17 protein-coding genes and 3 tRNA genes are annotated in these 21066 nt (G+C 44.9%); 13 read left to right on the top strand and 7 right to left on the bottom strand.

Going from position 1 to position 21066, the window contains the following annotated elements; all coding sequences use genetic code 11:
• Positions 1 to 109: 109 nt before the first annotated feature.
• The gene (locus tag DYADSP32_RS02125; protein WP_149244251.1) at positions 110 to 337 is read left to right on the top strand and encodes a hypothetical protein; all 228 of its coding nucleotides are present in this window, start codon (positions 110 to 112) and stop codon (positions 335 to 337) included.
• A gap of 80 nt (positions 338 to 417) precedes the next feature.
• Here DYADSP32_RS02125 and DYADSP32_RS02120 read toward each other — a convergent pair whose 3' ends face one another.
• Positions 418 to 1680, bottom strand: a complete 1263-nt coding sequence (locus DYADSP32_RS02120) for a cation:proton antiporter (protein WP_414617443.1) — start codon at positions 1678 to 1680, stop codon at positions 418 to 420.
• Positions 1681 to 1983: 303 nt separating this feature from the next.
• On the opposite strand from DYADSP32_RS02120, the gene DYADSP32_RS02115 reads away from it, so the two are divergent.
• The 6 genes from DYADSP32_RS02115 to DYADSP32_RS02090 all read left to right on the top strand — a co-directional run bounded on the left by DYADSP32_RS02115 (position 1984) and on the right by DYADSP32_RS02090 (position 8488).
• Positions 1984 to 3234, top strand: coding sequence for an acyloxyacyl hydrolase (locus DYADSP32_RS02115; protein ID WP_149244253.1), 1251 nt, complete (start codon positions 1984 to 1986; stop codon positions 3232 to 3234).
• Positions 3231 to 3923 (top strand): carboxypeptidase-like regulatory domain-containing protein, encoded by a 693-nt coding sequence (locus DYADSP32_RS02110; RefSeq protein WP_414617442.1) that lies wholly within the window; start codon positions 3231 to 3233, stop codon positions 3921 to 3923. The genes DYADSP32_RS02115 and DYADSP32_RS02110 overlap by 4 nt, the downstream gene beginning before the upstream one ends.
• A 14-nt stretch (positions 3924 to 3937) precedes the next feature.
• Positions 3938 to 5635 (top strand): TonB-dependent receptor plug domain-containing protein, encoded by a 1698-nt coding sequence (locus DYADSP32_RS02105; RefSeq protein ID WP_414617441.1) that lies wholly within the window; start codon positions 3938 to 3940, stop codon positions 5633 to 5635.
• Positions 5636 to 5710: 75 nt separating this feature from the next.
• The gene (locus DYADSP32_RS02100; RefSeq protein ID WP_414617440.1) at positions 5711 to 6586 is read left to right on the top strand and encodes a DUF4249 domain-containing protein; all 876 of its coding nucleotides are present in this window, start codon (positions 5711 to 5713) and stop codon (positions 6584 to 6586) included.
• A 158-nt stretch (positions 6587 to 6744) separates the two neighbouring features.
• On the top strand, positions 6745 to 7854 hold the full coding sequence (locus tag DYADSP32_RS02095; RefSeq protein ID WP_414617439.1) for a sensor histidine kinase: 1110 nt from the start codon (positions 6745 to 6747) through the stop codon (positions 7852 to 7854).
• Entirely contained in the window at positions 7847 to 8488 is a 642-nt protein-coding gene (locus DYADSP32_RS02090) for a LytR/AlgR family response regulator transcription factor (RefSeq protein WP_414617438.1), read from the top strand. Before DYADSP32_RS02095 ends, DYADSP32_RS02090 begins: the two co-directional genes overlap by 8 nt.
• A 110-nt stretch (positions 8489 to 8598) precedes the next feature.
• Here the strand turns inward: DYADSP32_RS02090 and DYADSP32_RS02085 are convergent, their stop codons facing one another.
• The 6 genes from DYADSP32_RS02085 to DYADSP32_RS02060 all read right to left on the bottom strand — a co-directional run bounded on the left by DYADSP32_RS02085 (position 8599) and on the right by DYADSP32_RS02060 (position 10955).
• Positions 8599 to 8973, bottom strand: coding sequence for a hypothetical protein (locus DYADSP32_RS02085; RefSeq protein ID WP_149244256.1), 375 nt, complete (start codon positions 8971 to 8973; stop codon positions 8599 to 8601).
• 60 nt (positions 8974 to 9033) lie between these two features.
• A complete protein-coding gene (locus tag DYADSP32_RS02080; protein ID WP_414618145.1) occupies positions 9034 to 9879 on the bottom strand; it encodes an ISL3 family transposase in 846 nt (281 codons plus the stop codon).
• A 130-nt stretch (positions 9880 to 10009) separates the two neighbouring features.
• A complete protein-coding gene (locus tag DYADSP32_RS02075; protein ID WP_414617437.1) occupies positions 10010 to 10390 on the bottom strand; it encodes a transposase in 381 nt (126 codons plus the stop codon).
• Between the two features lie 186 nt (positions 10391 to 10576).
• Positions 10577 to 10650 (bottom strand) — tRNA-Arg (locus DYADSP32_RS02070).
• An 85-nt stretch (positions 10651 to 10735) separates the two neighbouring features.
• A tRNA-Pro gene (locus tag DYADSP32_RS02065) sits at positions 10736 to 10809 on the bottom strand.
• A gap of 59 nt (positions 10810 to 10868) precedes the next feature.
• Positions 10869 to 10955 (bottom strand) — tRNA-Ser (locus tag DYADSP32_RS02060).
• Positions 10956 to 11084: 129 nt separating this feature from the next.
• Here DYADSP32_RS02060 and DYADSP32_RS02055 point away from each other — a divergent pair.
• The 6 genes from DYADSP32_RS02055 (at position 11085) to DYADSP32_RS02030 (ending at position 20892) form a co-directional block, all read left to right on the top strand.
• The gene (locus DYADSP32_RS02055) at positions 11085 to 12047 is read left to right on the top strand and encodes a VWA domain-containing protein (RefSeq protein ID WP_149244257.1); all 963 of its coding nucleotides are present in this window, start codon (positions 11085 to 11087) and stop codon (positions 12045 to 12047) included.
• A gap of 39 nt (positions 12048 to 12086) precedes the next feature.
• Positions 12087 to 12803 carry a hypothetical protein gene (locus DYADSP32_RS02050; protein ID WP_149244258.1) on the top strand — a complete coding sequence of 239 codons (717 nt, stop codon included), beginning with the start codon at positions 12087 to 12089 and terminating at the stop codon, positions 12801 to 12803.
• A 15-nt stretch (positions 12804 to 12818) separates the two neighbouring features.
• Positions 12819 to 13751 carry a phosphoribosylaminoimidazolesuccinocarboxamide synthase gene (locus DYADSP32_RS02045; protein WP_149244259.1) on the top strand — a complete coding sequence of 311 codons (933 nt, stop codon included), beginning with the start codon at positions 12819 to 12821 and terminating at the stop codon, positions 13749 to 13751.
• Between the two features lie 55 nt (positions 13752 to 13806).
• Complete coding sequence (locus DYADSP32_RS02040) at positions 13807 to 14229, top strand: STAS domain-containing protein (RefSeq protein WP_149244260.1); 423 nt, start codon at positions 13807 to 13809, stop codon at positions 14227 to 14229.
• Positions 14230 to 14697: 468 nt separating this feature from the next.
• On the top strand, positions 14698 to 19281 hold the full coding sequence (gene gltB / locus DYADSP32_RS02035; RefSeq protein ID WP_149244261.1) for a glutamate synthase large subunit: 4584 nt from the start codon (positions 14698 to 14700) through the stop codon (positions 19279 to 19281).
• Between the two features lie 102 nt (positions 19282 to 19383).
• On the top strand, positions 19384 to 20892 hold the full coding sequence (locus DYADSP32_RS02030) for a glutamate synthase subunit beta (RefSeq protein WP_149244262.1): 1509 nt from the start codon (positions 19384 to 19386) through the stop codon (positions 20890 to 20892).
• Positions 20893 to 21066: the final 174 nt, after the last annotated feature.

Below are 21066 nucleotides of genomic sequence, written 5' to 3'. Positions count from 1 at the left end.
ACTCTACTCTATCAGACCCGCAAGCAAGAGTAGTACGTAACCATTAACCGGAAGAAAATCTCGGGTATCAATTCTTTATCCTCACAAATTAAACAAAATCATACAACCTATGGAAACGCAGCCAGCAGTATTCGAACTTAAAGAAGACGGATCAGAAATTAAAATAGACAAAAACCAGGTAGAGGAAGTCATTCCCGACGCGGATTTCAGGTTTAGCCTGATTTCGCTCGTAAATGGGGAAAAGTACTTTGTCGTGGGGACTGAAAATGAAGTTTGGGAAAAACTAAGAGACGCTGCCGACAAGGGCCAGGGTTTTGATGTGAATATTATCCTGTAAGGTTTCTAAAACCTGTGAACCGGAGAACTGCAATTCATTTTTTGTCTGCAATTGAGTTAATGGATGGCCACTAAATAATTTTAAGTTTCCGCTCTTTGCTCCTGTGAGGGCGGACTTTGAAAATATTTTTCCAGGCTTTCCATAGCCCTGGTGGCCGTAAGCCCGTGTACCAGCACGGATATCAAAGCAATGAAAGCTGTGATAGACCATAGTTCTTTTGCGTGCGAAAATTGCGCTTCGTTTAATGCAAAAGCAAGGTAATAGAATGAACCTATTCCCCTAATTCCGTAAAAGCTGATTCCGAGTTTTTCCTTGATATGCAAGGGGGTACCGCTCAAAGCAAGAAGACCGGAAACAGGCCTGATCACAAAGATAAATCCTATGGCCAGTGCTGCCAGAGGCCAGCTCAGTGCATCCAATATTCCGGCGACCAGGCTGCCTCCAAAAACCAGCAGCACCACGGCTACCAGTATCCTTTCGGTCTGATCCGAAAAACGGTGCAAGTCTTTATGAAAATCATGATTCATTTCGTAATTACGGAAGGTAACCGAAGCTACAAATACGGCTATGAAACCGTAACCATGCACCAGCTCTACCAAGCCAAATACAACGAGTGCTGCTGCAATGGCTATAAAACCATCGTTGAGGTTAACTTTCCGGCTCTTTTCAGAAACGTTCAAGACCAGATAAGCCAATAAGCGACCCAGCGCAAAACCTAAAACAATACCACTTGCAATTTTATAAAACAGGTCCACTATGGCCCACATGGTCAGGTCATGTGTTACACTTGCAGGTGCGGCGACCGCCAGCACAATTGCCAGCCAGGTAAAAGGGAATGCCATGCCATCGTTCATGCCTGCCTCGGCGGTAAGTGCAAAGCGCACATCATCCGCTGATCCTCCCATTGGCGGCCCCACCTGTACATCTGCCGCGAGAACAGGGTCGGTTGGGGCCAGAACCGCACCCAACAAAATCGCCGACGGCAGGCTAAGCCCAAGAAAGCCCCACGCCACCAAACTTACCGCCCCTATACATAGCAGCATGGTTACACTGATCAGTCGAAAAGGAATGCTCCAATTCTTAAAAGAAAACGGTCGGTCTATTTTAAGGCCTGTACCCATCAACGACACTACCACAACAAGTTCTGTCAGATGGATGGTATAATCCTGATAGCGCATCGGATCCGCAGCGGGAAGTATATCCAGCACGCTGTAGACAATTACCCCCAGTACCACATACACCACCGAATCCGAAATTCCGGTTTTTGCAGTAAACGAAGGCATCCAGGCCATGCCTAAAACAGCAAAACCAATAATGGTAAGAATGACAATATAGATATCCATGGGCATACATCGTAAACCGTTGTGGTTAGTAAAATCGTACCATTAGGTTAGCAGGGAGAAGATAGACAACGATTTGGCCTATTTAAAAGAATCCAATTTCACATTATCAGTCAAAATAAAATATTCCGGGAATCTTACCAACGTCAGATACCACGCAATGTGCAGCTTGGGAAGGCATTGAATGGCTGGCCACACTGGTTCGTTTTTCTACACAAAACTTTTGTTTATCTACACTTTTCACTAATCGGGATCAAAGCGGAGTACCGGTTGATATTGAATCAAGCATTACTAGATAATCAAATTATGCCGCTATTCTTAAAGAAGCAGCAAGCTCAAATACTTATAATTTTACTAGCTCTCATTTCAGTCAAGGGATCAGCACAACGTGTATTTGTCAATCCTGTTGGTGGTGTCAACCGTAGTTTTCTTCATTATTCCAATAGCATCAACAACGACAATAACAGCAACAAGCCGGTTGTAATCATATTGCACAGGAATGGTGAAACTGCCAGAGAGGCATTCTCAAGGGTGGTATGGAAATCGCTGAAGGAGCCAACGATTTTAATTTTCCCCAATGCCCTCAAAAATATCTGGAATTGTGAAGACGAATCTGCGCTTGATAACGATGTACGGTTTTTGAAGTTCATTCTTTCAGAGACTCACAATAATTTTCACCACGACCGGAACTGTGTCTTTGTAATTGGCGACAAAGAGAGCGAATGTCTCGTAAACAAGTTCCAGGAGCAATATCCCAAAGTGCTGGCCACCTTTCAAAATTGGAAGCCAGGCAGTGAGACTGACAGTTTAATTGCGCTTGGAAGTGTTCAGGATTTGCTTACGAAGACCATTCATGCCGATACCACCTATTCACTCTGGGACGATCCAACGGTGAGGAAAAAGATGGATCCGATAGATTCTTTAAAAGGGTACCGATTCCACAATAGAATGGTCGTGGAGTTCAGATACGGCGGCTTCGCTATGCTCGGATCGGTACGGACGGGGGTGACAGACGGAACCTACGCCAAATTATACAATTCCCGTTCCTTTTTGGATATACACCTGTCGAAATGGATGAATGACTCCATAGCCTGGTTTATTGACATAGGTAGATTAAATGTCCCGCGGACCCAGGAAATGACTGCCAGTGGTGTGATTAAAACAGGAGGCGGAATGATTATGCCGCTCACATTAGGTTTTAAATATGCACTCCCAAGAGTCAGGGGCCGCCCCTATTTTTTACTGGGATCAGGGATCATGCAGGTAATGGTGTTTGGGGGCAAAATGAACCCGGGTTCTATGACCTCAGGGACGAGGCCAAACCTGAATTCCGAGATGAGAATGGTATTTCATACATCCATCGGTACCGGTATTGATCTACGCGTAACAAAGCGTTTCACGGCCGGTGCCCACCTCAGGTATCTGCATTCTGCAAACTTTGAAAGTGCTGGTGAAGTCGATGCCATACGAGGTTTCAATCTTAATGTCGGATTAGGCTATATCATTAATGCCAACAGCATGAGAAAGCTTCCGTTTCCCCTTAGTCATAAAAAATGAGCAAATATAATATTTACTTTCCCCTGACCACTTACAGTGGCATTTTACTGCTTTTCCTTGTGAGCACCACAACGGCCTTTGGACAAAACAAATTTACCATCAGTGGTACGATGAAGGATAAAACCAATGGAGAAACACTGATTGGGGCGAGCATCTTTTTGAGAGAAAACCCGTCGGCAGGTGCGGTTACCAACGTATATGGGTTCTATTCCGTCACGCTTCCACAAGGTTCCTATACCATTGAGTATTCCTATCTTGGTTATGAAAAAGTGGTGAAGGAGGTGGCGCTGAAGAGTAATGTTACGATTGATATTGAATTACCCGTTTTGTCAAGAGTGCTCGACGAAGTAAAAATCGTGGATGAAAGCAGAATCTCCTCCGCCAGTAACTTTGAAATGAGTGTCAATAAACTGGATATTAAAACCATCCAGAAACTTCCCGCTCTTATGGGCGAAGTGGATATTGTCAAGAGTTTACAGTTCTTACCGGGGGTCAGCCAGGTTGGCGAGGGCTCATCGGGCTTTAATGTTCGTGGTGGCAGTGTAGGGCAAAATCTTGTATTGCTTGATGAAGCTCCCGTCTACAACTCCTCACATATGTTAGGCTTCTTTTCCGTCTTTAATCCCGATGCGGTGAAGGATGTGAAACTGTACAAGGGCGCCATCCCGGCGGAATATGGGGGCGGATAAGCTCGGTCCTGGATGTGAGGCTGAAAGAGGGGAACAACAAGAAGACAGAGGTAGATGGCGGCGTAGGCTTTATTTTCAGCAGACTGGCTGTCCAGGGACCACTGGTAAAGGACAAGTCCTCGTATCTGATAGCGGTCCGCAGATCATATATCGACGGACTTTCGACCCTATTGACCAGCAACAATTTCGGATTGAACTTTTATGACATAACCCTTAAAACCAATTACACATTAAATCAGAAAAACCGCCTTTATCTATCCGGCTTTTTCGGTCGTAACAATTTCGGCTTATCAGATGATGCCAAGTTTAACTGGGGGAACAAATCGGGGACACTGCGGTGGAACACCGTCATCAACAGCAAGCTGTTCGCCAATGTTTCGGCAGTATTCAGCAATTACAATTATAACCTGGGGTTCAACCAGGATGAAAATAATAAGTATAGCTGGAGTTCATCCATCAGTAATTATGTATTCAAGCCCGATTTCAGCTATTTCATCAATAGCAATTCCGAGATCAAATTCGGTCTGGAAAGTTCCTACTATCAGTTCAATCCTTCCAATACGGTGGGAACTACCAATGGAGAAACCGTTGACAGCAGCCAGCCGAAAAAAAATGCTTTAGAGATGGCCGCGTACGTCAGCCATCGGCTGAAATTGAGCTCAAAGATGGAAGTTCAATATGAGGTTCGCCTTTCATACTTTAATTATCTGGGGTCGGGAACCGCCTATACCTACAATGACACCATTCCTGGCAGAAAGCGGACTGCGATTGCCGAAAAGCAATACAAAAGCGGAGAATCGATTGCATCGTACAACAATCCCGAGCCGCGGATCTCAGCAAAATATCAGGTCAATGACAGAACATCGGTAAAAGCCAGTTTTAGCCGGACTGCCCAATATGTCCATTTTATATCCAATACCAGTGCTTCCAACCCACTTAATATTTGGACGCCGAGCACCAATAACATCAGGCCGGCAGTAGGCAATCAATACACCTTGGGTTACTTCAACGATCTGGGTCAAAATGCGGCGTATGAATTCTCTGCCGAGGCATTTTATCGCAATACCGCTAACGAGATCGATTACATCAACGGAGCCGAGCTACTCAACAATGACCGTCTGGAAGGCGATTTGCTAAGTGGAAATGGACGTGCTTACGGCCTGGAATTATATCTTCAAAAGAAAAAGGGGCTCATTACGGGCTGGGTGAGTTACACCCTGAGCCGTTCAGAACTTAAAGTAGATGGGATCAACAACGGGAACTGGTACCCTACCCGTTTTGATCAGACCCATAACCTGAAAATCGTAGGATCATACACCATAAATCCAAAGTGGTCGACAACTGCCGATTTTGCACTGATGACCGGAACGCCTACAACCTATCCGAACCAACGGTATCTTTCACAGGGTGTTTTAGTACCCTATAACACCAATAACGCAAGAAACGATGCCCGGCTAACACCTTACCACCGTCTCGATCTTTCGCTGAGAATGGAAGGGAAGGTTTTGAAGAACAATGGACTGCCAAGGAAAAACCGTGATTATTGGGTTTTCTCTATTTACAACGTGTACGGTCGCCGCAATGCATTTTCAACCTATTTTGTGCAATCTGCTGACCGCGTCACCTCATCCCAGCCCATCCAAACGCAGGCGCACCGGGTGTCCATCATTGGATCCATGGTTCCTTCCGTTTCATACAATTTTAAATTCTAAAAGCAGTATTATTTTATGATACCAACAGCCATTCAAACCTGTTTGAGGTACTTGTGCTTAATTTGCCTTCCACTGTTGTGGGCTTGCGACGATGAGATTAACTTAAAGACTTCCTCAGCCGATCCGATACTTAATATAGACGCGTGGATTAATAACAAGCCTGAAACCCAGCATATTTATCTTACGCTTACTCAGGATTATTTTGAAAACAAAAACCTGCCACCCGTGGTTTCCGGGGCGTTGGTGTCGGTTACAGACAACGACGGACGCACATTTGAGTTCAAGGAAGACAGTAACAGCGTGAACGGTGCTTATAGCTGGCATCCTGCCAAGGGCGAAACACTCGGCGTTGTGGGAAATAGGTATACCTTAAAAGTAGTTTATAACGGAGAAACTTATACGGCTACCACGGTTATGAACCGCGTTCCACCAGTGGATAGTCTTACTTTGTTTTTTCAGGAAGGACAAGGCATGATGGACGATACTTACCGTGCAGAATTCTGGGCAACAGATCCGGTTGGCAAGGGAGATACCTATTGGATCAGGACTTATAAGGATGAGCAGCTTCTCAATAAAGCAAGCGAAATCACAACCGCCTATGACGCTGGAACTTCATCGGGCAGCGGTTTCGATGGTGTGACGTTTATTTCACCCATCAGATTGGGAATCAATGCAAACGACTTTGATGATGATGACAGGCCTGTCTCTCCATTGGTCAACGGGGATTCTATATATGTTGAAATTCATTCCATTAGCCTGGCATCGTTCAATTACTGGGCGGAGGTAGTGTCCCAGGCTGACCGGATGGGAGGCATCTCAGAGCTGTTCACCTCGGCTCCCTTGGCTAACGTTTCCTGCAACATCGTTAATCCAAATGCGAACGGGTCGGCGGTTGTGGGTTTTTTCAATGTTGCTGCGGTGTCCGGGTTAGGAAAGAAATTTTTCTTTTGAATTATTAAGAAGGGAGGAAGGGATAACGGGAGAAAGGAGGAAGGAAGGAAATAGGTATTACAAAACCCATAGAACCATGCCCCACGCCCCTACCCCATCTAATGGGTTTGCAACATTACAGGCCATTTATGGGTATAATCAACAAACGACAATCGATCATGTTTCCAAAAATTACCCCTCCGCACTTCCTGCTCAATTATCGATTTTGGCTACATGTTACCGGATGGCTTGCTTTTTTCGCTTCTCCCCTGATCTTGTCCATCCCCATTTTCAACCACCTTCCCCAATATTATATCAATTACCTTTTTATCACAAGGGTCATTTTCAATTCATTGCTGATTGGCATATTCTATCTTAACCTGCTTCATTTAACACCTCAATTATTACTGACCAGAAATTCACTCAGGTTCTTTTTATATCTGGCATTGTTGTTTTTCCTGGTTGTACTGCTGGACCATTTGCTACTATTGGGGATCAAAGATGACCTGCAAATGTATTTTGCAAACGCGGAAGGTCCTCATCGTTTATTTAAAAAGGGCCAGGAAAATACTTTTCCCGGCCCACCCCAGTTTTTCGCCAATCTGGTATTATTTGCCCTTATTGTCCTCTCTAGCTCACTTTGGGCCGTACTTGCAGACAGACTGCGTCAACAGGAGTTCAGTCAACAAATACAATATGAAAAAACAAGCGCGGAACTGGCAGTTCTTCGTTTACAGATCAGCCCGCATTTCCTTTTCAATACACTGAATAATATTCGCTGGCTTACCAGAATCAAGTCGGACCAGGCTGAGACTTCGATAATGGAACTGTCCGAGATTCTCAGATATATGCTTTATCAGGTTGCACATCATCAGGTCAATCTCCACGATGAAATCACCAACCTTAAAAAGTATGTAAATCTGCAGAAACTCAGGATTCATTCTAAGGCGGAAGTCGACTTTTCCTATGATGGCTACTATCAGGACTTCAAGATTGAACCTCTGCTTTTCATACCGTTTGTCGAGAATGCGTTCAAATTCGGCATACATCCCGAGGAACCTTCCAAAATATCGATCTATCTTATTGTAAAATCCTATGAACTGTTGTTTATCTGTGAAAATCAATGCTTTGATTTAGCAAGTGATGGCCAAGTTCCAGGATCGGGACTGGGGTTGCTGAATGTCAAAAGAAGACTTGAACTTCACTACCCGCAAACACATAGTCTGAGCATACTTCATGAGAAAAGTCATTTTTTTGTCGAACTGAAAATAAACCTCAGACATGGATAAGATCAGGTGTTTAGCAGTCGATGACGAACCATTTGCTTTGGAAATTTTGGCGGATGACATCCGTAAAATTGACACTCTTAATTTGGTTAGAACCTGCCGCAGCGCAATAGATGCCAGAAGAGTGCTCGATTACCTGGACTTTGACTTAATTTTCTTGGATATACACATGCCGGGACTTTCAGGCCTGCAATTGCTGTCACAGATGCAAAACCCGCCCATGGTGATCCTTACAACGGCTTTTGAGCAATATGCAGTAAAGGCGTTCGAGCTGAATGTGATCGATTATTTGTTAAAGCCAATTTCTTTTGAACGGTTAGTTGCAGCCGCCGGAAAAGCGCTGGCCTTGCATCTATTGAAGGTGCCACAAAAGAAATCGGTGGACGAACAGGCCGCATTGTTTGTCAAATCAGAATATCAGACCATTAAGATCTTGTTTTCCGACATTCTTTACATTGAGGGAATGAAGGATTATGTTAAAATATTTACAATTTCAAAATGCAATCCAGTGCTAACCCGGATGAATGTTAAAGGCATTCACGCGCTCTTACCAGCTGATCGTTTCTGCCGGGTTCATCAGTCTTACATCGTGTCTATCGAAAAAATAGAGGTGCTCCAGAAAAAAAAATATGGGTAGCCCAAAAAGAGATACCCATTGGAAACCAGTTTTGCGACAATTTCAGGAGTGTTTATGACTTGCAAAAAAGGTGGAGGGTTTAGGGGGAAAATTTTAAGAATATAAACGGTTCACTCCGGGGGAAAACCTCCGCCTGCCCTTACTCCAGGTGCACCAGAAGGTGTATTACCGCCGTCTTCAAGTTGTCTTTTCTTTGATAGATAAGTGCTCCATTGTTTCTCTGTCAGTACCTTCGATAGCCTGCTGTCTTTTTCCTCCGCCAAAAGATCCATCGCCTGTCGGCTACGCGTCATCTGCTCTCTTTTAGGTCGGCTACCGTTGTTTAGTATATTGTCAATAAACTCCTGTTTTTTAGCTGCTGTATCATAATTAATGTCTTCCACCGGCGCAAGTTGTTCCTTTGAAAGTTTAAGCTTCCTTTTCATCCATTTGGTTTCTCTTTTGGCAATTTCGTCCGGAGTTTCGGGTTTCACTCTCCAAAGCAAACAGGTTTGATTAAAAACACAAACCTAGATAAAGGATCAAGTGGAAAAGTTGGGGGGCGATTATGCATAAAGTTTAGAAAGCCGGAACAGGAAGAACTTGATGTCTCTTACACCTCTTGATGACGATCTGAAAGATTTAACCTTGGCGTTGAAAGATTCGGCCGATGCGTTGGTGCTTTTATTGTTGAAAAAATTCAGGATATCTAAATAGTGGGTTTGAATAGACCTGGCAACGGTTTTGAAGGAGTCTATTCCGCAGTCTTCCACAATGTTATACCACAATGCAAGTTTCTTGAAGGCTACTTCCTTCAAAGTGCAAGTCCGAAAGATAGTCCCCAGATCCAAAGAGATATTGTAAGCTTTCTTGATTAAGGGATAACGTTCAAACAGCAACTTGGCCCGTTTTACTTGCGAGGTGGTCCACTTGTCATGGTGCTTAAATAGCAGATATCTACTTCTTGCCAACAACTGCTTTACTGTATCTCCGTTTTCGAGAACTTCTGGCTCAAAGCTTACTCCCGCCGCCTTGGCTGTACTAATGGCCTCATTTTCCTTATCCAGAACCTCCCAGCGGTATTTGATCCGGATTTCCTGTACCGCTTCATATGCTAATTTTTGTACATGAAAGCGATCGATTACCCGATCTGCCTTAACAAAACAGCGCTTCACGATCATATTCATATTGGCTGCCATGTCCAAGGTAACCTCACGAACTGTGTCCCGAAGCTTCTTGGGAATCCCGTTTAAAACTTCAATAACAGTTTCAGCCTGAGTGCCTTTAACCATCGCAACAAGTGCTCCTTTCCTCCCTTTGGCAGCTTTATTTGTAACGATGGTGTATAATTCCCCGTTAGAAAGAGCAGTTTCATCAATGCTTAAATGAACACCTGTATTCTCAGCATACAACATCCAGTCTTCTGCATGCTCTATTTGATCCCATTGGCGATAGTCACTGATATGATCTTTATACTGCTGCTGAAGCTGTTTCCCTTCTAAATGATAGTATTTACCCAGTTGTGAACAGCTAACGGGATTATTATCTATACAACTCTTTTAAAAAATCAGCGAACTCTTTGGTCATTCGAGTTCCCTGTTGTACCACATTCCAGTCTCTGCTAATTATCTCTTTTGTATCCTTGACTTCCCAACGACGGCGTTTTATACAGAGCGTAACTTTCTGATTACGAATAGGAAAGTCCTGAATATAGATTTCCGGAAGAAATCCCTTGGACTCCAACTTTTCATCTTTATACTCAACAGGAGTAATATTCTTCTCTACTAAGTAGATGTTTAATCCAGGAATGGACTCAACGACTTTGGTTGGTTCAAAATACTCTAGGATGCCTTCTGGTAAAAGTATACGGACAAGTGTTTGGTAAGAATCGTTCAATGCAAACAAAATTGGTTCAGGATGCAAAGCAAATAATAATTCAGCTTCCCCCCAACTTTTCAGCTTGATCCTAGATAAATCCTATGCGCTCCACAAGTTTTGGACTTGGTCCCACTTTAACCCTATAGTCGATTGCCATGCCCGGCGCACCAAAAAAAACTCCCGCAATCGGTTGATTTGCAGGAGTTTAATGAATTTTGCTTCACTTTTTTGTGATCCCAATTGGATTCGAACCAATGGCCCTCATCTTAGAAGGATGACGCTCTATCCAGCTGAGCTATGGGACCGTAATCTTAATTGTCTTTAAAAGAAATAGGCAGTTAGCAGTTCGCAGTGAAATCTGCATACGGCTTACTGCCTATCTAATTCTTGTCGGGGAGACAGGATTCGAACCTGCGACCCTCTGGTCCCAAACCAGATGCGCTACCGGGCTGCGCCACTCCCCGAATTTTATTTTACCTGGGTCAACACTTTTTGCCAACTTTTAATCTTTTCAGAAACGTTGTAGAGGAAGCGGGATTCGAACCCGCGGTACCCTTGCGAGTACGGCAGTTTAGCAAACTACTGGTTTCAGCCACTCACCCATCCCTCCTTCTTTCCGTTCTGGGTTGCAAATATAGGCGGTCACGATTCAGAAAAGCAAACATTTGGCAAAAAAAACTTTACCAGAAGCTACAAATGCCTATTTTTGAAAAATCATAAATCAGTCAAGACGTTCATTATGAACTGGAATTACCCCTTTGAGACCACCGAATATTTTTTTATATTTTTTTTTATCATCGCCTACGTCACCTTCCTGATCCGCACAATTCGGGTAGCCCGCTTACTCAATACAACGGCCCGGACTTTAATTCTAAAATTATTTTTAAGGAGCATATACTTCATTTTACTGATCATAAGTCTGCTCGGCCCGTCGTTTGGAGAAGCGAGTCGCGAAATCCAGGCAAAAGGAAAAGACATCTACCTGCTGGTAGATCTTTCAAAGTCCATGGACGCCGTGGATGTTTCGCCTTCACGTCTTGAAAAAGTAAAATTTGAAATGAACAGATTCATTGAAAACGAACGGGCCAATCGCATTGGCATCATCATATTCTCGAATGAAGCCTTTGTCCAGGTCCCATTGACCTACGACGCTACTGCCCTGGGACTTTTTATTCAAAGCCTGCAGACAAGTTTACTGCCTACCAGTGGTACAAATGTGTGCGGCTCCCTGGAACTGGCATACAAAAAACTTATCAACGGCAACGACCCTTCCAGCCGCTCAAAAATGGTTGTTCTGTTCACGGATGGGGAAAACAAATCAAATTGCAGCGGGATTTTGTACAACAACCTGAGAAGATTTGGTGTGGGCACCTACGTGGTGGCAGTAGGCACGAGAACAGGAATAAGTATTAAAGAAAACGGAAAGTTATTAAAGGACGAGAACGACAGGCTTGTAGTGAGCAGACTGGACGAGAATTTCCTTAAAAATGTAGCCAGCAATACGAAGGGCCAATACTATGAACTTAATAACGAAAAGAGTGAAATCAATCGGATGATCACGGACATCAACGCTGCAGATGGCACCCTGATCGACACCCGCACGGTAACTGTTGTGAGCAATAAATACTTTTATTTTCTGGGTGCAGCACTGCTTTTGATTATCATGGACGTGTTAATTACCATAGGAACCTTCCGACTGTAACGATCTATTCTTATTTTTGCAGCGTAACAGATCATTCCTATGACCTCACTTATTCTGTACACACTCCTTTGGCTGTGGGATCACCGGACTTTTGATTCGATTACAAAAGCGAATGAAAGAAAGGTATTGGCAGAGAAGGCATATATAGAACACAGATATCGAGACGCCGCATCCCTCTACGACAAGATCACCTATGGATCTGTTTTTTCAGAGCCTTCGGCAAGGCTGAACCTTGCGCATTCTTATTTCAAAAACGGCGAATTCAGCAAAGCGTCTGCTCAATATCGCCTTTTGACTCAGATTGATGACCGTGCGGTAGCATCCAAAGCGAATTGTCAGCTTGCCTTGATCCATATTTCGAAGAAGGATACTGCAAAAGCATTGAGCAACTTAAAAGCTGCTCTTAAACTCGAACCGGGCAACGATTTGGCAAGGGCAAATTATATCATTCTAAAGAAATCCTATACCGGTGAAGAGTTGCCCTCCAAATTCAATGCGCCGAGCAAAGCGCTAAAAAATAATGTTGCCAAGGAACAAGCTCCAACCCCTCCGGATAATCCGATGCAGGAAAATGAAGTGCAGGAATCGGCCAGAAGGGAGCAGTTGCTAAACAACCTCAAGGCTATGAATATGTCGGAAGAGCAGGCCAGAACGATTCTTGATGCGATGAAATCGAACGAATCACAATATATTTACCAACTTCGCCGTAAACAATACGCGAAAAAGGTAGAGTCAAATAAGCAAATAGAATGGTAATTTCAGATATATCCAATGACTAGCATACCAGAAACAAATTTTCAATTCCCCGGCCAAACGGCATTTTATAAAGGCAAGGTAAGGGATGTGTATTCCTTTGACAATCGGCTGGTGATGGTCGCTACCGATCGCATCTCCGCCTTCGACGTAATACTACCCAGAGCAATCCCTTATAAAGGGCAGGTTTTAAACCAGATCGCCGCACATTTCCTGAATGCGACCTCCGACATTGTTCCCAACTGGCTGGAAGAAGTTCCCGATCCTAATGTAAGCATTGGCATAAAGTGCCAGGCCTACCCGGTTGAAATGGTGGTAAGAGGCTACCTGGCTGGACATGCGTGGCGTGAATACGCAGCGGGAAAACGCAGTGTTTGCGGTGTTTCACTTCCCGATGGACTTAAAGAAAACGACAAGTTACCTCGACCAATTATTACGCCAACCACCAAAGCACACGAGGGACACGACGAAGACATTTCCAGGGAGGAGATATTGAGTCAGGGATTGGTAAGCCTGGATGATTACGAACATCTTGAACGTTATTCCCTGGCCCTTTTTGCTCGGGGAACCGAAATGGCAGCCGATCAGGGTTTGATTCTGGTTGATACCAAATACGAATTTGGACAATCGGACGGAACGATCTATCTGATTGACGAGATCCATACCCCGGACTCCTCCCGTTATTTTTATAAAGACGTTTATGATGAAAAACAAAAACTGGGACTACCCCAAAAGCAATTATCCAAAGAATTTGTGAGAGAATGGCTGATTCAGAATGGTTTCCAGGGCAAAGAAGGGCAATCAGTTCCTGAAATGGATGATGCCTGGATTGAGCAAATATCAGAACGTTACATCGAACTTTTCGAAAAAGTTACCGGCAATAAATTCCAAAAGAACCGACTGGAAAATCCTTTGGAAAGAATTGAAAAGGCAATACTCAGATCCATTTGACATAACTTACTTTCGCAACTAAACTTTACAAATTTCGGGTTTAAACTTACCTCCTATGAACCATACCATCGAAAAAAAGGAGCAATACGCATATATTGATCTGCAGGAAGCTTCATTTTCAAAAGAAATCCCGGCCGCGTTTGAAGAAAAGGCAAGAGAACTTTTCCGCGAAGAATTTCATAATCTGATAGTAAATGTGTCGGCTACCAAATCCTTTGATGCAGCCGGCATCACCGTTCTTAAGAAGGTGAACCGGCTCTGTGCCAACGACCTTGGCCTGTTGGTCCTTGTTACAAAAGATGACGATTTTATTGATGAACTGGAAGCGCTAAAAATTCCCGATCTCAACATATTACCAACCAAAGAGGAAGCTATTGATGCCGTTTTTATGAATAATCTTGAAAATGAGTTTGGTGCCGGGGATGATGATTATGACGACGAAGACTATGAAGGCGTAAGTGAATCCAGCGAACCATAATCCCACCAAGCATTAATACATCAATACCACACGCAACGGTGTGGTATTTTTTTAGGCATTCAAATAAATAAGCCCAACACTTGATGCTGTCACTGAAATAAGGCTGATCCAGGGCAGTTTGTGCTTGTCAAATCCATTCCAACCTTCGATTCATTTTTTGCTGCAACGCCTGAGTCATTCAGTGCCTTTATCACATCCCTGTTCCACCGGAAACTTTGTATTTTTCAAATACGATAATTCAACTTTTACAAGATTAGCAATATTTTTAGATAAATTGTGAAAAAAGGATAAACTTATGGAAGCTTGAATAAAATTTCGTGAATTGCGTATTACACCAAATATTTTTTATCATTATCTTGCGTGGCTTTACTCTATTCGTATTGTAATAGCAGTTTGGCAAATTTTATTAAGCAGCTTATTTATATAAATTCTATATAGGAGCTATATATAGTCTACACTCTTCGATATATGTCGCAAATGTCTGAACCAACAGTGGAAAACAAGGGGATGTACCGTCCCGAATTTGAACATGATGCCTGTGGAATTGGCTTCCGTGCCAACATCAAAGGGCGAAAGTCGCACCAGATCGTGGCTGACGCTATTCACATGCTGGAGCGTATGGAGCATAGAGGTGCCACTGGTTTTGATCCTAACACAGGCGATGGAGCAGGTATATTGATTCAGATTCCGCATGAATATTTCTTTGACGAATGTTCGGCTCTTGGTTTTCAGCTACCGCCGGCTGGTGAGTATGGTGTAGGGATGATATTTTTCCCCGATGATGAAACCGTGCGGGAAGAGTGCAAGGCTATTCTGAACAGAAAGATAAAAAAGCTTGGGTTGCAATTGCTGGGATACAGAAAGGTGCCCACTCTCAACAACACGCTCGGTGAAGGATCGCTTTCGGTTGAGCCGTTCGTGGAGCAGGTTTTTATCAAGCGACCTGACGACATCACCGACGACCTGCATTTCGAGCGTAAATTATACATCCTGAGACAGTCGTCTTCCAGGTTGATCACCGATACTGTACAAGGCGCAAAAGGACGTTTTTATTACTCGTCACTTTCTTGTCGGACGATCTCATACAAGGGCCAGCTCACAACAGCCCAATTGAAATATTACTTCCCCGATCTTGAAAACGAGTCGGTGGTATCTGCCCTTGCGGTGGTTCACTCACGATTTGCCACCAATACATTTCCAGCCTGGGAACTGGCTCAACCCTTCCGATACATTGCGCACAACGGTGAAATTAATACGGTTAAAGGCAATGTAAACTGGATAAGGGCCGGTGAAAAATCATTCCAGTCCGAATTTTTCAGCAAGGAAGAAATGGACATGATCCTGCCCATTTGCGACAGAAACCAGTCTGACTCAGCGAATCTGGACAATGCCATTGAATTGCTCCACCTCTCAGGGCGTTCGTTGCCTCACGTGATGATGATGCTGGTACCGGAGGCATGGGACGGAAACGAACAAATGGACCCGGCCCGCAAGGCTTTCTACGAATACCACGCGGCAATCATGGAACCCTGGGACGGCCCCGCTTCCATTTCCTTCACCGATGGAAAAATGGTAGGTGCAACCCTGGATAGAAACGGACTTCGCCCATCTCGTTACTGGGTATTGGACGATGATACCATCATCATGGCATCAGAAGCCGGAGTGTTGGACGTGGACCAGTCGAGAGTGGTTTCCAAAGGCCGCCTTCAGCCCGGCCGCATGTTTATTGTCGACATGGAGCAGGGCCGCATTATTCCGGACGAAGAAGTGAAAGCATCTGTCTGTTCCTCTCAACCCTACCAAAAATGGCTTGATGAGAACAAATTACACGTCGACGCGCTGAGCCACCCCATCAGAACTTATCTGCCTTATGAAGACAAGTCGCTATTAAAGCGTCAGATTGCATTCGGCTATTCGTCCGAGGACCTGAGAATGATCCTGGCTCCTATGGGACAAACTGGCCTTGAAGCCATTGGTTCCATGGGCACCGACGTACCTCTGGCTGTATTATCGGAGCAGAGTCAACATCTATCCAATTATTTCAAACAGCTTTTTGCGCAGGTAACCAACCCCCCGATCGATTCCATCCGCGAACGTGCGATCATGTCTCTCATATCATTCGTCGGAGGCACCGAAAACATCCTGACCGAAACACCGAAGCACTGTCGCCAGATCGAATTGCCTCATCCGGTGCTTACGATTAATGAATTCGACAAACTCAGATTCGTTGACAAGGACCATTTCCAGGCAAAAACCATCAATACTTATTTCCGCGCTGATGAAGGCGGAAAGGCTTTGGAAAGAGCCCTCGAACGTATCTGCCGCTATGCCGTAGATGCCATTGATGACGGATTTGAAATTTTGATCCTTTCCGACCGTGCCATCGACTCGGATCATGCGCCTATCCCATCACTTCTGGCCTGCGCCACCATTCACCACCACCTTATCCGCGAAGGACTTCGTGGCAAAGTGGGCCTTTTGGTAGAAGCAGGGGACGTTTGGGAAACCCATCATTTCGCCACACTGATCGGCTACGGCGCATCGGGTGTTTGCCCGTATATGGCTTTCGAAACACTTTCTTACATGAACAGGAAAGGTATGATCGAAGAAGGCTTTAAGGATGAAAAACTACATTACAATTACATTAAGGCTGTAAACAAAGAATTGCTCAAAATATTCTCAAAAATGGGAATATCCACACTGCAATCTTACCAGGGTGCTCAGATATTTGAGTGTGTGGGCCTGAACAAGGATGTGGTAGACCGCTATTTCACAGGAACCATCTCCCGGATCAGCGGGATGGGCATTTCTGAAATTGCGCGAGAAATATTGGTTCGGCATAAAGTAGCCTACCACGAAATACCTGAAGCAAACCCAAGACTGGAAGTGGGTGGTTTTTATCAATGGAAGCAACGCGGAGAGGCCCACATTTTCAATCCTCAGACTGTTCATTTACTTCAGCATTCGACCAAAACAAACAGCTACGAGCAGTTTAAAAAATTCTCTAAACTGATTGATGATCAAAGTCAGAAGGCGCTGACACTGCGGGGATTGCTAAGATTCAAAAAAGGCAATCCCATTCCAATTGAGGAGGTGGAACCCGTTGAGAATATTTTCAAACGTTTCGCCACAGGTGCCATGTCGTTCGGTTCCATATCCTGGGAAGCGCACACCACGCTGGCTATTGCGATGAACCGCATTGGCGGAAAATCCAATTCGGGAGAAGGCGGCGAAGACGAGCTCCGTTACAATAAACTGCCTAATGGCGACTGGATGAACTCCCAGATCAAGCAGGTAGCTTCCGGACGCTTTGGAGTTACAAGCCATTATTTGAGCAATGCAGGTGAACTTCAGATCAAAACCGCCCAGGGTGCCAAGCCCGGAGAAGGTGGACAATTACCTGGTTTTAAGGTAGATGACTGGATCGGTCGTACACGGCACTCAACACCTGGTGTAGGCTTGATCTCCCCTCCACCTCACCATGATATTTATTCTATTGAGGATTTAGCCCAGCTGATATTTGACCTTAAAAATGCGAACCGTGATGCACGGATCAGTGTAAAACTGGTATCCGAAGCCGGTGTGGGAACGGTAGCTTCGGGCGTTGCCAAAGCACACGCCGACCACATCCTGATCTCAGGATATGATGGTGGAACAGGCGCCTCTCCACTGAGCTCTATTCGCCATGCAGGATTGCCCTGGGAGCTTGGCCTTGCCGAAACACATCAAACACTTGTTAAAAATAAACTACGCGGTCGAGTAACCGTTCAGGCCGACGGACAGCTTCGTACAGGAAAAGACCTGGCAGTAGCCGCCCTTCTGGGAGCAGAAGAATGGGGGGTTGCTACGGCTGCCCTGGTAGCAGCTGGTTGTATCATGATGCGTAAATGTCACCTGAATACATGCCCTGTGGGCGTGGCTACACAACGTAAGGAATTGCGTGCTTTATTCTCAGGAAAGCCGGAACATGTGGTTAACATGTTCACTTTTATGGCTCAGGAGCTTCGCGAAATCATGGCGCAACTTGGTTTCCGTACGGTGAATGAAATGGTAGGACAAGCTCAGTACCTTGAACTTCGGAATGACATCAAACACTGGAAATACAAAAACCTCAATTTCGATGCGATCCTGTACAAAGAAGGGGATATTTCAGTAGCTCAGTTCAAACAAGAGGAACAGGATCATGGAATTGATGCCATCCTGGACAAGGACCTGATAAAAGCTGCTAAACCAGCCCTGGACAACAAGGAGGAAGTATATGCCGAGTTTGGGATCAACAACCTGAACCGTGCCGTTGGAACGATGCTTTCCAATGAAATTTCCAAAAAATATGGAGGAACAGGATTGCCGGTTGGCAATATTCATTTCAAGTTCCGCGGTACTGCCGGACAAAGCTTCGGCGCTTTCAATACCACCGGGGTTCGTCTTGAACTGGAAGGTGACGCCAACGACTACTTTGGAAAGGGGCTCTGCGGAGCCGAACTGATCATTTACCCGGATCGCGATTCTAAATTCAAACCAGAAGAAAATATTATTATTGGTAACGTGGCATTTTACGGAGCCACTTCCGGCGACGCCTACATCAGAGGAACAGCTGGCGAACGTTTCTGCGTAAGAAATTCGGGAGCAAGGGTGGTAGTAGAAGGCTTGGGTGATCATGGACTGGAATACATGACGGGTGGTCTGGCGATCATCCTCGGTGATACCGGCAGGAACTTTGCTGCAGGGATGTCGGGTGGTGTTGCCTATGTGCTGGATAAAAAGGGTGATTTCAAGGAAAAAGTGAACATGGAAATGGTTGCACTGGAACCCTTGAATCTGGAAGATCAGGAAATACTGAGGGAGTTTTTGGATAAACATTTTCAGTACACCACCAGTAACATTGCCTTCCAGCTAATTCAAAACTGGGAAGATTCCGTGAAGCAATTTGTAAAAGTTCTACCTGGTGACTTCAAAAGAGCGCTGGAAGGACGTGGGATCACACTCGCACAGCAGATTGCGGATAAAAATGTTGTTTATCAAGATATTGTGGTGGATGTAGAGCATCAATAGTAAAATCTGCCGACCATCAAGTCCTGGCTGTTGGTGAACACCGAAACCAGCATTAGACGGCTCAATTTTATCTGAATCATATTTTTAATAAAAAAATAGAGAATGGGAAAGCCAACCGGTTTTTTAGAGTTTGAAAGAGAATTGCCAAAGAAAAGAGCGATTGAAGAACGCCTTCACGATTATAAAGAAATAGAAACAGCACCCATAGATGCACATTCCATACAACAGGCTGCGCGGTGTATGGATTGTGGGATACCTTTCTGTCATAACGGTTGTCCGTTGGGAAACATTATTCCGGAATTCAATGACGCGGTGTATGACGAAAACTGGGCGTTGGCTTACGAAATACTCACTTCTACCAACAATTTCCCTGAATTTACAGGCCGTATCTGCCCTGCACCCTGCGAGGCTTCCTGCGTACTGGGGATCAACAAGCCGCCGGTAGCCATCGAATTCATCGAAAAGGCGATCATAGAAAAAGCTTTCGAATTAAATCTTGTCAAGCCACGGATTCCCAAAAAACGTACCGGCAAAAAAGTGGCCGTGGTCGGTTCCGGACCCGCTGGACTTGCCGCTGCCAATCAGCTGAACCAGGCAGGGCATACCGTGTTGCTCCTCGAACGTGCCGACCGCATAGGCGGCTTGCTTCGCTATGGCATTCCTGATTTCAAGCTGGAAAAGAAAGTGATTGATCGCCGTCTTGTGGTGATGGAAGAAGAAGGCATTGAGTTCAGAACCGGCGTCAATGTGGGTGTAGACATCAAGGCTGATGAGCTGTTGAACGAATATGACGCCGTAGTACTTACTATGGGTTCAACCATTCCAAGGGACGTCAAAATTGAAGGCCGCCAGCTGAAAGGTGTGCACTTTGCCATGGAATTCCTTAGCCAACAAAATAAGCGGGTTGCCGATATCAAAGTAGAGGTGGATCATCGGGGTGTTGCCTATGCCCATGGAGATATTCTTGCCACCGGAAAACATGTGGTAGTTATCGGAGGTGGAGATACGGGTTCCGACTGTGTGGGAACTTCGGGGCGCCATGGTGCTGCCTCAATCACCCAGATAGAATTAATGCCCATTCCTCCAAAAGACAGAGATGCAAGCACGCCATGGCCCAACTGGCCCATGATGCTGCGTACTTCTACTTCACACGAAGAAGGATGTGACAGGCACTGGTCTATCAATACAAAAGAGTTCGTTGGAGACGAAAACGGCAATCTGAAAGAACTGAAAATCGTTGATCTGGACTGGCAAAAGGATCCGGAAACGGGTCGTATGCAAATGAAAGAAGTACCAGGAAGTGAAAGAAACATCCCATGTGATCTGGCATTTTTGGCTGCTGGTTTTCTTCATCCGCAACAAGAGGGACTGCTCAGCGATCTGGATCTGGAATTTGACGACAGGGGAAATATCAAGGTGAACGGATACCGCACAACCGGAAATGAAAAAGTATTCGCAGCAGGTGACTGTCGCAGGGGGCAGTCCTTGGTCGTTTGGGCCATCAGTGAGGGTCGCGAAGCTGCGCGGGCAGTGGATGAATACCTGATGGGTGAATCCTTCCTTGAAGCCAAAGCCGTATCCATGCTTAATCCAATCTTTGCGCACGCGTAATCTTCGCTGATCGAACAAAAATTATTGATAATTACCTGGCAGAAAAGCTTCTCTAAACGGGAAGCTTTTCTGCTTTTAAAAACGGGCAAAGCGATTTCGCCGGCAAAATTGTTTTCTCTTATCCGGCTTACGACGATCATCCTTATCTTTGGCTAACCGTTGCATTGGATAACG

The sequence above is a fragment of the Dyadobacter sp. 32 genome, assembly GCF_902506755.1.
Lineage (GTDB): Bacteria > Bacteroidota > Bacteroidia > Cytophagales > Spirosomataceae > Dyadobacter.
Note: the sequence above shows the minus strand (reverse complement) of the source record. Positions and strands in the feature narration are given on the sequence as shown.